Source organism: Thiocapsa imhoffii, from assembly GCF_016583985.1.
GTDB classification, from domain to species: Bacteria; Pseudomonadota; Gammaproteobacteria; order Chromatiales; family Chromatiaceae; genus Thiocapsa; species Thiocapsa imhoffii.
Genome location: NZ_NRSD01000005.1, coordinates 195,598 through 210,371 on the forward strand (window position 1 = coordinate 195,598; position 14,774 = coordinate 210,371).

12 protein-coding genes are annotated in these 14,774 nt (G+C 60.7%); all 12 read left to right on the plus strand.

Annotated elements, in window-relative coordinates:
• Position 1: 1 nt before the first annotated feature.
• On the plus strand, positions 2-1,285 hold the full coding sequence (gene nuoF, locus CKO25_RS07350) for an NADH-quinone oxidoreductase subunit NuoF (protein ID WP_200387265.1): 1,284 nt from the start codon (positions 2-4) through the stop codon (positions 1,283-1,285).
• Between the two features lie 166 nt (positions 1,286-1,451).
• The gene (gene nuoG, locus CKO25_RS07355; RefSeq protein ID WP_200387266.1) at positions 1,452-3,878 is read left to right on the plus strand and encodes an NADH-quinone oxidoreductase subunit NuoG; all 2,427 of its coding nucleotides are present in this window, start codon (positions 1,452-1,454) and stop codon (positions 3,876-3,878) included.
• 7 nt (positions 3,879-3,885) lie between these two features.
• Positions 3,886-4,920: an NADH-quinone oxidoreductase subunit NuoH gene (nuoH, locus tag CKO25_RS07360; protein ID WP_200387326.1), complete on the plus strand. Its 1,035-nt coding sequence runs from the start codon at positions 3,886-3,888 to the stop codon at positions 4,918-4,920.
• A 14-nt stretch (positions 4,921-4,934) separates the two neighbouring features.
• On the plus strand, positions 4,935-5,426 hold the full coding sequence (gene nuoI, locus CKO25_RS07365; RefSeq protein WP_200387267.1) for an NADH-quinone oxidoreductase subunit NuoI: 492 nt from the start codon (positions 4,935-4,937) through the stop codon (positions 5,424-5,426).
• Positions 5,427-5,619: 193 nt separating this feature from the next.
• On the plus strand, positions 5,620-6,276 hold the full coding sequence (locus tag CKO25_RS07370; RefSeq protein WP_200387268.1) for an NADH-quinone oxidoreductase subunit J: 657 nt from the start codon (positions 5,620-5,622) through the stop codon (positions 6,274-6,276).
• The gene (gene nuoK, locus CKO25_RS07375; RefSeq protein ID WP_200387269.1) at positions 6,273-6,578 is read left to right on the plus strand and encodes an NADH-quinone oxidoreductase subunit NuoK; all 306 of its coding nucleotides are present in this window, start codon (positions 6,273-6,275) and stop codon (positions 6,576-6,578) included. Before CKO25_RS07370 ends, nuoK begins: the two co-directional genes overlap by 4 nt.
• Before the next feature lie 80 nt (positions 6,579-6,658).
• Positions 6,659-8,665, plus strand: coding sequence for an NADH-quinone oxidoreductase subunit L (gene nuoL, locus CKO25_RS07380; RefSeq protein WP_200387270.1), 2,007 nt, complete (start codon positions 6,659-6,661; stop codon positions 8,663-8,665).
• Between the two features lie 18 nt (positions 8,666-8,683).
• The gene (locus CKO25_RS07385; protein ID WP_200387271.1) at positions 8,684-10,264 is read left to right on the plus strand and encodes an NADH-quinone oxidoreductase subunit M; all 1,581 of its coding nucleotides are present in this window, start codon (positions 8,684-8,686) and stop codon (positions 10,262-10,264) included.
• Positions 10,265-10,306: 42 nt separating this feature from the next.
• On the plus strand, positions 10,307-11,746 hold the full coding sequence (gene nuoN, locus CKO25_RS07390) for an NADH-quinone oxidoreductase subunit NuoN (protein WP_200387272.1): 1,440 nt from the start codon (positions 10,307-10,309) through the stop codon (positions 11,744-11,746).
• Positions 11,747-11,821: 75 nt separating this feature from the next.
• On the plus strand, positions 11,822-12,697 hold the full coding sequence (gene dapA / locus CKO25_RS07395) for a 4-hydroxy-tetrahydrodipicolinate synthase (RefSeq protein WP_200387273.1): 876 nt from the start codon (positions 11,822-11,824) through the stop codon (positions 12,695-12,697).
• 67 nt (positions 12,698-12,764) lie between these two features.
• Complete coding sequence (gene bamC, locus CKO25_RS07400) at positions 12,765-13,922, plus strand: NlpB/DapX family lipoprotein (protein WP_242467466.1); 1,158 nt, start codon at positions 12,765-12,767, stop codon at positions 13,920-13,922.
• Between the two features lie 7 nt (positions 13,923-13,929).
• Complete coding sequence (locus tag CKO25_RS07405) at positions 13,930-14,754, plus strand: MBL fold metallo-hydrolase (protein ID WP_200387274.1); 825 nt, start codon at positions 13,930-13,932, stop codon at positions 14,752-14,754.
• Positions 14,755-14,774 lie beyond the last annotated feature (20 nt).

The following is a 14,774-nucleotide window of genomic DNA, read 5'->3' on the forward strand; positions in this document are numbered from 1 at the left end:
AATGGTCCAGAATCAGAACAGTGTGTGTTTCAGAACCATGCACCTCGACGCGTCGAGTCGGTATACCCTTGAGGCATACCGCGGGCTTGGCGGTTATGTCCAGTGGGAAAAGATCCTGCGCGAGCGCCCAGATCCCACAGTTTTGATCGAGGAGGTCAAACGCTCGGCACTGCGCGGGCGGGGCGGGGCGGGATTCCCAACCGGCTTGAAATGGAGCTTCATGCCGCGCAACGCGCCGGGCCAAAAATACATCGTCTGCAACTCCGACGAAGGCGAGCCTGGGACCTGCAAGGACCGCGACATCCTGCGCTATAACCCGCATCAGTTGATCGAGGGGATGGCCATCGCGGGCTACTGCATTGGCGCCACCGTCGGCTACAACTACATCCGGGGTGAATTCTACGAGCCGATCGCGCGGTGCGAAGAGGCACTCGCGGAGGCCTACGCGGCCGGTTTGTTGGGCAAGGATATTCAAGGCTCGGGGATCGATTTCGACCTCCATATTCACCTGGGCGCGGGTGCCTACATTTGTGGCGAGGAGACCGCCTTGCTGGAGTCGATCGAGGGCAAGAAAGGACAGCCGCGCTTCAAGCCTCCTTTTCCTGCACAGTTCGGTCTCTATGGTCGTCCGACGACCATCAACAACACCGAATCGTTGGCATCGATCCCGGTGATCCTCGAGAAGGGTGGACAATGGTTTCTCGAGCAGGGTCTGCCGAACAATGGTGGCCCGAAGCTCTTTTCGGTCACGGGCCATGTCGCGCGCCCCGACAACTTCGAGGTTCCGCTGGGGACACCCTTTCGCGAGTTACTCGAGATGGCTGGTGGCATGCGGGATGGGCGGTCCCTCAAGGCCGTGATTCCGGGCGGCTCATCGGTCCCCGTGGTTCCAGGTGAGGTCATGATGGACGTCAACATGGACTATGACTCGATCGCGAAGGTCGGTTCCATGTTGGGCTCGGGGGCGGTGATCGTGATTGCCGAGGGGACCTGCATGGTGAAGGTCTTGCACAACCTCGCACATTTCTACATGCACGAGTCCTGCGGTCAGTGCACGCCGTGTCGCGAGGGCACGGGGTGGCTGGAGCGGGTGCTCAAGCGCATTTTGAACGGGCAGGGTCGCCGGTCTGACTTGGATCTACTCGATAGCGTCGCCGGGCGCATCGGCGGGCGGACCATTTGCGCCTTGGGGGATGCCGCCGCGATGCCGGTTCAGAGTTTCCTGAAACACTATCGCCACGAGTTCGAGTATCTGATCGACAACGGGCATAGCATGGCGGCGTAAATGATGCGCTGCGTCCAATCCGCGGCTGGGATCATGACCAGGCAATCGGTCCAGGTACCAGCGTCGCAACGAATTGAACGGCCCTGTTCGCGATGACGAACACGTCCGGAGTCGCACGCTCGCGCAGCGTCGACTTCGGCGCCGGGGCGCCGATCGAGAGACCTGAATGACGGACAAGATCACCATCGAGATCGACGGGCGTGTCTGTGATGCGGTTGCGGGTGAGATGATCATCGCGGTCGCTGACCGTGAGGGGATTCATATCCCCCGCTTCTGCTATCACAAAAAGCTGTCGATCGCCGCCAATTGCCGCATGTGTCTGGTCGAGGCGGAACAAGGGGGGCGTCCGTTCCCGAAGCCCGTGCCGGCCTGTGCGACTCCCGTTGGAGAGGGGATGCGGGTCTTGACGCGCTCGCCGAAGGCGATTGATGCGCAGCAGGGCACGATGGAATTCCTCCTGATCAATCACCCACTCGACTGCCCGATCTGCGATCAAGGCGGGGAGTGTGAACTGCAAGATGTCGCCATGGGGTACGGTGGTGATGTCTCGCGTTTCACCGAGCGCAAACGGGTGGTCAAGGACGAAGACCTCGGTCCACTGATCGCGACCGAGATGACGCGCTGTATTCACTGCACCCGCTGCGTGCGCTTTGGTGCCGAGATTGCCGGGGTCCGTGAACTCGGTGCGACGGGACGCGGTGAGGACATGCGCATCGGCACCTTCATCACGCACACCGTGAGCCACGAACTCTCGGGCAATATCATCGACCTCTGTCCGGTTGGCGCACTCACCTCGAAGCCTTACCGGTTTAAGGCGCGCGCATGGGAACTCACTGCCGTCGACAGCATCGCTCCCCATGATGCGGTCGGCGCCAACGTACGGCTGCATGTGCGGAGCGGGGAAGTGATGCGGGTCCATCCGCGCGATAACGAGGCGGTGAACGAGACCTGGATCTCGGATCGCGATCGCTTCAGTTATGCCGGGTTGCAAGCTGCCGATCGTCTCACCACACCGCTGATGAAGCGCGATGGCGTCTGGCAGGAGGTGCCCTGGCAAGAGGCCTTGACCAGCGTCGCGGAACGACTGAAGGGTGCCGATCCAGCACGCACTGGTTGGCTGCTGGCCCCGCAAGCAACGCTTGAAGAGTGTTATCTCGCGCAACGGCTCGCACGTGGCCTCGGGTGCGCCAATATCGACCACCGTCTGCGCCAAGCGGATTTCAGTGGTGACGCGAGCGACCCCCTTCTACCCTGGCTGGGTCGACCGATTGCGGCACTCGAGACGACCCCGGCGATTCTCCTGATCGGCACCGACATTCGACAAGAACAACCGCTGCTGGCGCATCGCATCCGCAAGGCCGCGCTCACGGGTTCGCTGGTCGCCTGTGTGAATCCGTTCAGTTTGACCCTGACCCATCCTGCCGAGCAGTTGGTGGGAACGCCCGCCGAAATGCTCGACCATTTGGCTGGCATCGCCCGGGCCCTGAATGCAAAGCCCACGGGTGTCCTGAAAACGCTGGTGGCGGCGTCTGACCCGACCCCTGAGCAAGAGGCCATTGCAACGCGCCTGAAGGACGCGAAGACCGACGCGGGCGAGGAGGACGTCTCAGGGGCGGTCCTGCTCGGTGCGCTGGCCGCCGCGCATCCTGACTATCGGTTGATCAAGGCCCTTGCGTGGCTGATCGCCGACACCGCGGGCGCCCCGTTGGGCTATTTGCCCGCCGCGGCCAACAGTGTCGGTGCGCATCTTGCCGGCGCGGTCCCTTACGGACGGCCTGGTGGCGAAGCCGTCGATGAGCCAGGACTGAGTGTTGGCGCCATGCTTGAGGCCTCACTCGAGACCTTGGTGTTATGGGGGATCGAGCCCGACCGCGATCTGAATGACCCACGTCGGGCGATGAGGATGTGTGATGCGGCTTCCTTCGTGGTCGCCTGCAGCGCGTTTCGGGCGCCGTCGCTCGAGGCAGTCGCGGATGTGATGCTGCCGATTGCGTCATTCGCCGAGACGTCGGGCACCTTCGTGAACGCCTCCGGCCTCTGGCAGTCCTTTCAAGGCGCGATCGCACCGCCCGGCGAGGCCCGGCCGGGTTGGAAGGTATTGCGCGTCCTCGGCAATCTCCTCGATCAGCCTGGGTTCGATTATCGTGACGCCCGTCAGGTTCGTGACGAGTTAGCGGCCTGCTGTCAAGAGCCCCCCTTTGATAATCATCCGCGCCGTGCCGCTGGCGGGAGCAAGGCGAAGCGCGCGGCCGCGCCGAAACTGATGCGCGTGGGACCGGTGCCGATTTATGCCACTGATCCCTTGGTGCGTCGTGCCCCGGCGCTGCAATCCACGCCGATCCCGGGGGCGGCCTTCGGGGTTTATCTGCATCCGGCACAGGCCCAGGCGCTTGGTGTCGAGGCCACTCAATCGGTTCTAGTCAGTCAGGACGGCGATGAGGCGGTCGCGGCGACGGTCGTGCTTGACGATGCCGTCCCCATGGGATGCGCCCGCATCCCCGCGGGGGTGAGCGGCAGCGAGCGATTGGGCGCGCAGATGGGGCCAGTGGAGATCCGCGCCACGGGTGACCTACAGCCTGGCGAGACGGGATGAGGACATGATGATCGAACTATGGAATGCACTTCCGGTCGTGATCCAGATCCTGTTGAAGATCTTGGCGATCCTGCTACCCCTTCTGGCGATGGTGGCCTATTACACCCTGGCTGAGCGGAAGGTGATCGGCTACATCCAGGTCCGGATCGGTCCGAACCGGGTCGGTTGGCGCGGTTCGCTGCAGCCGATCGCCGACGCGGTCAAGTTGATGATGAAGGAAATCGTCATTCCGACGAAGGCCGACAAGGGCCTCTTCCTGATGGCGCCGATGATTACGATCGCACCGGCCATGGCGGCCTGGGCGGTGTTTCCCTTCGATGAAGGACTGGTCCTCGCGGACATCAATGCCGGGTTGCTCTATCTCTTGGCGCTGACCTCCCTGGGTGTCTACGGGATCATCATCGCGGGTTGGGCCTCGAACTCAAAATACGCGCTGCTTGGGGCGATGCGTTCCGCCGCCCAGATTGTTGCCTATGAGATCGCCATGGGCTTCGCGCTGGTGGGCGTGTTGGTTGCCGCGGGCAGCCTGAATCTTGGTGCGATCGTTGCGGCCCAAGAGGGGCATCTCCTCACCTGGTTTTGGCTGCCGCTGCTGCCCCTGTTTGGCGTCTATCTCATTGCGGGCATTGCGGAGACCAATCGGGCGCCCTTCGACGTGGCGGAGGGCGAGTCGGAGATCGTTGCCGGTTTCCATGTCGAGTACTCGGGGATGGCCTTTGCCGTCTTCTTCCTCGCCGAGTACGCGAACATGATCCTGATTTCTGCGCTCTCGGCGCTCTTATTCATGGGAGGTTGGCTCTCGCCCCTGCCGGCCAGTTGGATTGGCGATCACCGGCTCTTGAGCGACGGCTTCCATTGGCTGCTACTTAAGACCTTCTTCTTCATGTTCGTCTTTTTGTGGTTGCGGGCGACCTTTCCACGTTATCGCTACGATCAGATCATGCGATTGGGTTGGAAGGTCTTTATCCCGATCACGATCGTTTGGATTCTGGTGGTGGCACTCGCGGTGCTGTATGAGTTGCCACCCTGGTGGTCCGTTTGAGCCGGAGTCGACCCATGCTGAACGCTGCACGCGACTATCTCCGAAGCCTGTTGTTGGTCGAACTCTTCAAAGGGTTGGGTCTGACCGGTGCATACATGTTCAAGCGCAAATTCACCGTTCAGTACCCGGAAGAAAAGATCCCGATCTCCCCGCGCTTTCGCGGACTCCATGCCTTGCGTCGCTACCCGAATGGTGAGGAGCGCTGCATCGCCTGTAAGCTGTGCGAGGCGGTCTGTCCGGCCCTGGCGATTACGATCGAAGCCGAGCCGCGTGAGGATGGGTCGCGGCGGACCACACGTTATGACATTGACCTCTTCAAATGCATCTACTGCGGATTCTGCGAGGAATCCTGTCCGGTCGATTCGATCGTCGAAACCGGGATCTATGAATACCACTTCGAGAACCGTGGCGAAAACATCATGACCAAGGACAAGCTGCTCGCGATCGGAGATCAATACGAGGCCGACATTGCGGCCGCACGGGCTGCTGATGCACCCTACCGATGAGGGGCCGCGCGTCCCATTCGCCGGGTGTCCCGCGGCGGTTGAGCGGCGCAAGCGGGGTACGCGTCCACTCTGGAACGCGCTCGTCGGTTGGAGCTGGACTCACGCCCTGGTGGCGCGGGTCGATTCGGTGTCGCGGGTGATCGACTTGTTACGAATCGTGCCGTTGTGGCGAAACCAGGCATCTGGATGAATCATGGGCTTTGAAAAATTCCTCTTCTACGTGTTTGCTGCCATAACCCTATATTCATCAGGGATGGTCATCACCCGTCGAAATCCGGTCCATGCCGTGCTGTATCTGGTGCTTGCGTTCATCAGCAGCGCGGCCTTGTGGATCCTGCTCGAAGCCGAGTTCCTCGGTATCGTGCTGGTCCTGGTCTATGTTGGGGCCGTGATGGTGTTGTTCTTGTTCGTCGTGATGATGCTCGATATCGAGATCGATGCCCTGCGTGCGGGCTTCATTCGGTATCTTCCGCTCGGTGCCGTGATCGCGGTGGTGCTTGCGCTCGAGATCTTTTTGGTTGTCGGACCTGGCCACTTTGGATTACAGCACTTCCCAAAACCGCCGCCGGTTGGGTCGGAATTCAGTAATACCGAAGCGCTCGGTCTGTTGCTCTATACCGTGTATGTCTATCCGTTCGAAATCGCCGCGGTCATCCTGCTCGTAGCCATCATCGCCGCGATCCGGTTGACCTTGCGGCATCGGCCCGTTTCGAAATATCTCGACCCCGCCGCGCAGGTGCGTGTGAAAAAGGGTCCCGATCGAATTCGCATCGTGCAGATGCCCACGGAGGGCGTCGCTGGCCCGACGGCGAGCGCGGGTGCCGGTGCCAAACAGGAATCGACCGAATGATCGCGCTCTCTGACTACCTGATCCTGGCTGCGATGATCTTTATCCTCGCGGTCGCGGGCATCTTTCTGAATCGTAAGAACCTGATCCTCATTCTGATGTGCATCGAGTTGATGCTGCTCGCCGTGAACATGAACTTCGTCGCCTTCTCCCACTTCTTGGGCGATATGACGGGGCAGGTCTTCGTCTTCTTCATCCTGACCGTGGCGGCGGCGGAGGCTGCGATTGGTCTCGCGATCCTCGTCGTGCTCTTCCGCAATCGTCGCACCATCAAGGTCGAGGATCTCAATAGCCTGAAAGGATAGCGGGTGGGGCGAGTGTCGATGACCGATCGATACGGCCCGCTCCGTCCCGATCAAATTAGAGCGAAAGGGCGAATCTAATCGTGGAAAAAGTCTACCTGACCATCGTGCTCGCGCCTCTAATCGGCGCCATTATCGCCGGTTTTTTTGGCGGCAGGATCGGCCGGCAGGGTGCGCATTGGGTCACCATCGCCGGTGTGGGGCTCTCCACCGCACTGTCGTTCATGGTCCTGGCGCGCTTTATCTGGGACGACGAGCCGGTCTTCAATCAAGCCGTCTACACCTGGCTGATCTCGGACGGGATTCGGTTCGAAATCGGTTTCCTGGTCGATCGGCTCACGGCGGTCATGATCGCGACCGTGACCTTCGTCTCTCTCATGGTCCATATCTACACCATCGGCTACATGGCCGATGACGAGGAGAACTGGCCGAAGGATTCGCGCTGCGGTACGAACAGTTATCAGCGCTTCTTCAGCTACATCTCGCTCTTCACCTTCTCCATGTTGATGTTGGTGATGGCCAATAACTTCATGCAGCTCTTCTTTGGCTGGGAGGCGGTTGGCTTGGTGTCCTATCTCCTGATCGGGTTCTGGTCGACCCGCGAGACGGCCATCTTTGCCAACCTGAAGGCGTTCCTCGTCAACCGCGTGGGTGATTTCGGCTTCGTCCTGGGTATCGCTGCGGTTGCCATGTATTTCAATAGCCTGGACTATGTCGAGGTCTTTGCCGCCGCGTCCGAGCATGCCGACACGCAAGTCGCCCTATTCGGCGGAGTCTCGCTGATGACGCTGATTTGCATCCTGCTCTTCATCGGTGCGATGGGGAAATCGGCACAGGTTCCGCTCCATGTGTGGCTGCCGGATTCGATGGAAGGCCCAACACCGATCTCGGCGCTGATCCATGCCGCAACCATGGTCACAGCCGGTGTCTTCATGGTCACGCGCATGTCACCGCTGTATGAACTCTCGGAGACCGCGCTGAGTTTTATCCTCATCATCGGCGCGACCACGGCGCTCTTCATGGGTCTGGTCGGCTTGGTGCAGAATGACATCAAGCGGGTCGTTGCCTACTCCACCTTATCCCAGCTGGGCTACATGGTGACCGCGCTTGGCGCCTCGGCCTATGCTGCCGGAATGTTTCATTTAATGACCCATGCCTTCTTCAAGGCACTGCTGTTCCTCGCCGCGGGCTCGGTGATCATGGCGATGCATCACCGCCAGGACATCCGCGACATGGGCGGTCTGCGCCACTACATGCCGATCACCTGGATCACGGCGCTGATTGGGTCCCTGGCCCTGATCGGTTTCCCAGCCTTCTCCGGCTTCTTCTCGAAGGACGCCATTATCGAAGCCGTGGGTCACTCGACCATCTATGGGTCGGGCTATGCCTCGTTGCTGTTGACACTCGGCGTCTTCGTCACCGCGCTCTACAGCTTCCGCATGTATTTCCTTGTCTTCCACGGTCAGCCGCGGATGGATGCACACACGCGTGAGCATCTCCATGAAACCTCCTGGGTAGTGACCATTCCCTTGATCCTGTTGGCGATCCCCTCGGTGGTGATCGGCTGGATGGTGGTCGAACCCTTCTTAGTGTCCAACTGGTTCGCGAGCGGTGATTGGAATCCGATCGTGGTCGCGCCGGATCACGATACCCTGCTGCCGATTCGTGAGGATTGGCATGGTCAATGGGCCTTCGTGCAACATGGTTTGACTATGCCGCCGTTCTTCCTCGCGATGAGTGGTCTTGGCCTCGCGGCCGCGCTCTGGTGGTATCTATTCGCGCGCAACCCCCGGATCGACGAGCAATTGCAGGCGATGGGTGGTCCCCTGACCAAGATCCTCGAGGCGAAATACGGATTCGATACCTTCAACCAGAAGGTCTTCGCCGGGGGGGGGCGCAAGCTCGGCACCTTTTTATGGAATACCGGGGATCGCACCCTGATCGACGGGGGGATGGTCAACGGCTCCGCGCATCGGGTGGCGTGGCTCGCGCAGTATGCGCGACACCTGCAAACTGGTTACCTCTATCACTACGCCATTGCGATGATCGTCGGCCTGGTCGGGCTCCTGACGTTCTTCGTGGTGCTTTGAGGCGGAAGGAGACGCAGCATGTACCAATTTCCTCTCCTGACGTTGCTCATTTGGTTGCCGATCATCGGCGGGATCGTCGTGCTGGCCAGCGGTGATCGCGCGACGGACATCTCGAAGTGGACAGCGCTTGGTTTTGCGGTCTTCACCTTCCTGATCAGTCTGGGACTCTGGACCGGCTTCGATACCACCAGCGCGGAGATGCAATTCGTCGAGCGCTCGGCTTGGATTCCGACGTTCAATGTCGAGTATTTCCTGGGTGTCGACGGCATCTCCATGCCACTGATCATCCTGACGACCTTCATCACCATCTTCGTGATCATTGCCGGCTGGGAGGTCATCACCTATCGGCCCAGCCATTACATGGCCGCCTTCCTGGTCATGGAAGGCATCATGATCGGGGTCTTTTCGGCACTCGATGCGATCCTGTTCTATGTGTTCTGGGAGGCGATGCTCATTCCGATGTTCCTGATCATCGGGGTGTGGGGTGGTCCCAATCGGGTCTATGCCACGATCAAGTTCTTCCTCTACACCTTCTTCGGCTCGGTCTTCATGCTGGTGGCCCTGATCTACATGTACTTCCAGGCCGGAAGTTTCAGTATCCTGGACTTCCATACCCTGCAGTTGGGGATGACGGCGCAGATCCTGATCTTCATCGCCTTTTTGTTGGCCTTTGCGGTCAAGGTGCCCATGTTTCCGGTGCATACCTGGCTACCGGATGCCCACGTCGAGGCGCCTACCGGCGGTTCGGTGATCCTCGCGGCCATCATGCTGAAGATCGGCGGCTATGGTTTTCTGCGCTTCTCCTTACCGATCGCTCCAGATGCCAGTGACTCGTTGGATTGGTTGATCATCACGCTCTCGCTGATCGCCATCATCTACATCGGCTTCGTCGCACTCGTCCAGCAAGACTTGAAGAAACTCATCGCCTATTCCTCGATCGCGCACATGGGCTTCGTGACCCTCGGTTTCTTCATCATCTTCACCATCCTGCGCGACCCCAGCGCGACCGGGGGCGCGGTCATGGGGATCGAGGGCGGGATGGTCCAAATGATCTCGCATGGCTTCATTTCCGGGGCACTCTTTCTGTGCGTCGGGGTGCTCTATGATCGGGTCCATTCGCGCGAAATCGCCGTCTATGGTGGCGTGATCAACACCATGCCCTGGTTCGGTGCCTTCGTCGTCTTCTTCGCGATGGCCAACGCCGGGCTGCCTGGCACTTCTGGATTCGTGGGCGAGTTCATGGTGATCCTCGCGACCTTCCGCGCCGACTTCTGGTGGGCCTTGCTGGCCGCGACCACCTTGATCCTCGCCGCGGCCTTCAGTCTTTGGATGGTCAAGCGCGTCATCTTTGGTGAGGTCAAGAACGAAAAGGTGGCGGCCTTGCAGGATTTGAATCGGCGTGAGGCCTTCAATCTGGGTGTGCTCGCCACCGCAGTCCTGATCCTCGGCATCTGGCCCGCACCCCTGATCGATGTGATGCATGCCACGGTTGAGAACCTGGTCGCTCATGTCAGTCTATGTAAACTGCCCGCAGCGGAGGCCGCGCAATGCATCCTGGCGGTGCCCACGGCAGATCTGGGCCTGGCGGGCCAGCCCTGAGACGGCGCCGCGGCGTGGGTCTTAATCAATTGGAACTGTGACATGCCATTCGATGCTGCCAATCTGATCACCGTCCTGCCGGAGATCGCCATCTTGATCACCGCCGCGGCGGTTTTGATCCTGGATCTCTATCTCAAGGATAAGGATCGGGACATCATCCATACGCTCACCTTGATCGGCTTGCTCGTGGCGATCGGCCTAACGGGCGCGGTCGGTGGGGGCGAGCGTCAAGTGGTCTTCGACGGCAATGTCGTGCGCGACGCCATGAGTGATTTGCTGCGGGGTGCGATCCTGATCGTGAGCCTCTTTGGGTTCGTGTATGCACGGCCGTGGCTGAAAGATCGTGGTCTGTTTGTGGGTGAGTTCTATGTTCTCGGGCTTTTCGCGGTGCTCGGGATGCTCATCATGGTCTCGTCCAACAGCTTCCTGACGCTGTACCTTGGACTCGAACTCCAAGCCCTGTCGCTGTATGCCCTGGTTGCCTTCGATCGCGACTCGAACAAAGGGGCCGAGGCGGCAATGAAATATTTCGTCCTCGGGGCGCTCGGTTCGGGAATGCTGCTCTATGGCGTGTCCATGATCTATGGAGCGACCGGCTCGGTTGAATTTGGCCCGGTCGCGCAGGCGGTTGCCGAGCAGGGTATGGACAACACCGTGCTGGTCTTTGGGATCGTCTTCCTCGTGGTTGGGATCGGTTTCAAGTTCGGAGCGGTCCCATTTCACATGTGGGTCCCGGACATCTACGAGGGTGCTCCTACCCCGGTGGTGCTCTTGTTGGGGAGCGCACCGAAGATTGCCGCGTTCGCCCTCGCGGTGCGGATGCTGGTTGACGGGCTCGCGGCAATTCATGCCGATTGGCAGGGGATGCTCGTGATCCTGGCGGTGCTCTCGATGGGTCTCGGCAATCTGGTGGCGATCGCTCAGACCAACATCAAACGCATGTTGGCCTATTCGACCATTTCACATGTCGGATTCCTGCTACTGGGATTACTCGCCGGATCCGCGCAGGGCTACGCGGCGGCCATGTTCTATGCCATCGTCTATGCGGCGATGGCCGCCGGCGCCTTCGGCATTCTTCTGATCCTAAGCCGGCGGGGATTCGATGCCGAACAGCTTGACGATCTCAAAGGGTTGAATGAACGCGATTCCTGGTATGCGGCCATGATGGCCCTGCTGATGTTCTCCATGGCTGGTGTTCCGCCAACGGTTGGTTTCATGGCGAAGCTGCTGGTGCTGGAAGCCGTGGTCCGAATCGATCTGGTGTGGCTTGCGGTCGTGGCCGTGATCTTCTCGATCATTGGCGCCTTCTACTATCTACGGGTCGTCAAGCTCATCTATTTCGACAAACCAGTGGAGGGGCTGCCGCGGTTGTCGACCTCGGGCGGAGTGCGGTTCGCCATGACCCTCAATGGGCTTTCGATGCTCGCGCTCGGGGTGTTCCCCGCGGGTCTGCTCGGTCTCTGCCAGAATGTCTTCGCGTGACGCGTGCGAGTTGATCGGTTGTGTCAGCATGCGCTGACGTAATACCATCACCCTTTTCGGTTAGCGGAGTTGCACATGTTTCGCGGCAGCATCGTGGCCCTCATCACGCCCATGCATGAGGATGGTGAGGTCGACGACCAGAGCCTTCGTCGTCTCGTCGATTTTCATGTCGAGGCCGGGACCACGGCGATCGTGGCAGTCGGGACGACCGGCGAATCGGCAACACTCGACGAAGACGAGCACTGCGCCGTGATTCGTGACGTGCTTGAGTACGCCGCAGGACGCATTCCGGTGATTGCCGGCACGGGAGCGAACTCGACCCGGGAGGCCATCATCCTGACGCGCTGTGCGCGGGAGGCGGGTGCGCACGCCGCCCTACTGGTCACTCCCTACTACAACAAGCCGACCCAGGAGGGACTCTACCGCCATTATTGTGCGGTGGCTGAAGCGGTCGATCTTCCGCAGATTCTTTATAATGTTCCGGGGCGTACCGCGTGTGATCTGTTGCCCGAGACGGTGGCCCGGCTGGCGCCGATCGAGAATATCATCGGGATCAAGGAGGCGACCGGCGATCTGTCGCGCCTCGCCAGGCTGCGCGAGGCCGGGGGACGGGATTTCGTGCTCTACAGCGGTGATGATGCAACCGCCTGTGAATTCATGTTGCAGGGCGGCGATGGCGTCATCTCAGTCACCGCGAACCTCGCACCTCGATTGATGCAGGACCTCTGTCAAGCGGCCCTCGAAGGGGATCGGGAGCGCGCCGAGGCGTTGAATCAGCGCTTGCTCCCCCTCCATCGCGATCTGTTCGTGCAATCCAATCCTATTCCAGTGAAATGGGGCGCCATGGCGATGGGGCTCTGTGGTCACGGCATCCGACTCCCACTGACCTGGCTTCCAGAGGAGCACGAGGCCTGTGTCCGCGCTGCGATGGAGCATGCGGGTGTCCTTTGACCTCCGCCGGCATCACTGGATGCTGGTTCGTCGCGGACCAGCAAACCGATTTAAGAGGCCACCGACGTTGAGATCACCGATTTGGCTTCTGTCCGTTACTCTGGGCTTCACGCTCGCGCCACTGCTTTTGGTCGGCTGCGGTTCGAATCTGCTCAGTGACGCGATTCCCGATCAGCGCCTGGCCTACAAGCAGCAACGCGAGGCCGGGGAGAATCTGGAGATTCCGCCTGATCTGACCGCGAGTCGGTTCGACGACGCGCTCGATATTCCACCAATCGGTGGTATGACCTATTCCGAATATGCTGGAAGCCGGGCGCAGCGTCAGCGCGTTTCCACGACTCAGGAGGTGTTGCCCCAAACGCCGAACGTCGAACTCAAACGACGCGATGCCGAGCGCTGGCTCGAGGTGCAGGCCGATCCCGCGGTCGTCTGGCCACAGGTCATTGCCTTTTGGCGCGAGCAGGGCATTCTTCTGACCGAGCAGAATCCGACAGTGGGTGTGATGCGTACCGACTGGCTGGATAATCGAGCCGAGATCAGGCGTGACTTCATCACCCGGATGGTCAGCCGGGTCGCCGAAGGAGTCTATGCGACCTCCTCGCGTGATCAATATAGCGTTCGTATCGAACCTGGTCCCACTCCGGGCACAACGGATATCCATCTCACCCATCGCGGCATGGAAGAGCGCGTGATCACGAATGCGATCGGCGACGGCAGCCGGACCATGTGGGAGCCGAGTGGATCCGAGCCCGCGAAAGAGGCAGAGATGCTGCGGCGTCTGATGGTCTTTCTCGGGGGATCGGAAGCGCGTCGAGACACGGTGGCGGACACCACTCCCGCGACGCGTTCCCTCAACTCACGGATCGTGACAACGGACGGGCAGCCGGCCCTCCTGTTGCCGGAGGATCCCCGCCGAGCGTGGCGCACCACTGGTTCGGCCCTGAGCCGAGCGGGTTTCGCGATCGAGGACCGCGACAATGCCCGCGGTATCTACTATGTGCGCTATGCCGGGCACGATGCCGCGACGCCGAGCGAACGGCCTGGCCGGTTTGCCCGGATGGCTTTCTGGCGTACCTCAGAGGTCGATACCCTCAAGCAATACCAAATCTTGATTATCGGCGATGACAGCGAATCTCGGGTCACCGTCCTGGGCGCCGACGGACAGCCGGATCGCACTGAAACCGGGCAGCGGATCCTCACCCTCCTGCAGGAACAGATTCGCTGACGCTGGGGTGAGGTTCTGTTCGCTTGGAAGTGGGAGCCGCGGCAATGCCACGCTGGTGGACACTGGTGGCTACCGCATTCTGGTCGACAATGGCTTCAGTCTTCGCGAACTGCTGCGGCGACTCGAGCGGGTAGGCGTCGCCCCCGCGACCATTGACTGTCTGCTGCTCACGCATGAGCACGCTGATCATGTCAAAGGCGTCGCGTCCTTCGTGCGGCGCCATGATGTGGAGGTTTGGACCACGCCGGGGACTTGGCGCGCGGCGGGTGCCCCGGACGTCCCTCGGCTGCGGTTGCTCTCAGGACCCGGACAAACCCTGGAGCTCGACGGCGTGCGCGTCAGCTCCTATCCGGTTCCCCATGATGCCCGCGAACCCTGTCAGTTCGTCTTCGAGTCCGGCGGACACCGTCTTGGCATGCTGACGGATTGCGGTCGCGTGACACCGCATATTCAGCAGTTCCTGAGCGATTGCGACGCGCTCATCCTTGAGTTCAATCATGATTCGCAGTCTCTGCAACGCGGACCCTATCCGCTTAGTCTGCAGCGACGGATCAGTGGGGGCTTCGGACATCTGAGTAATCGGCAAGCGGGCGACTTTCTCGATCGCTTGTCGTGGGGAGCGCTCCAACATCTGGTTGTCGCGCATGTCAGCGAGGCCAACAATCATCCCGATCTCGTGCTGGATACCATCCGCTCGGTATCGACGACACTCGCTGAGCAGGCGGTGTTATGGGAACAGGATGCGCCGAGTCCCTGGTGTGCGTTCGCGAGCGGCACTCAGCGCGCACACGGTCCCGCTGCGCTCGTCGAACCGTCCAGCTCACCAGGATGACCCTGCAGCGCCTTGCCGCC

Coding starts and splice junctions, on each gene's coding strand:
- CKO25_RS07370 (WP_200387268.1), top strand. CDS start 5,620: ATGGGCTTTGAAAAATTCCTCTTCTACGTGTTTGCTGCCATAACCCTA.
- nuoF (WP_200387265.1), top strand. CDS start 2: ATGGTCCAGAATCAGAACAGTGTGTGTTTCAGAACCATGCACCTCGAC.
- nuoN (WP_200387272.1), top strand. CDS start 10,307: ATGCCATTCGATGCTGCCAATCTGATCACCGTCCTGCCGGAGATCGCC.
- nuoH (WP_200387326.1), top strand. CDS start 3,886: ATGATCGAACTATGGAATGCACTTCCGGTCGTGATCCAGATCCTGTTG.
- dapA (WP_200387273.1), top strand. CDS start 11,822: ATGTTTCGCGGCAGCATCGTGGCCCTCATCACGCCCATGCATGAGGAT.
- CKO25_RS07385 (WP_200387271.1), top strand. CDS start 8,684: ATGTACCAATTTCCTCTCCTGACGTTGCTCATTTGGTTGCCGATCATC.
- nuoI (WP_200387267.1), top strand. CDS start 4,935: ATGCTGAACGCTGCACGCGACTATCTCCGAAGCCTGTTGTTGGTCGAA.
- nuoK (WP_200387269.1), top strand. CDS start 6,273: ATGATCGCGCTCTCTGACTACCTGATCCTGGCTGCGATGATCTTTATC.
- nuoG (WP_200387266.1), top strand. CDS start 1,452: ATGACGGACAAGATCACCATCGAGATCGACGGGCGTGTCTGTGATGCG.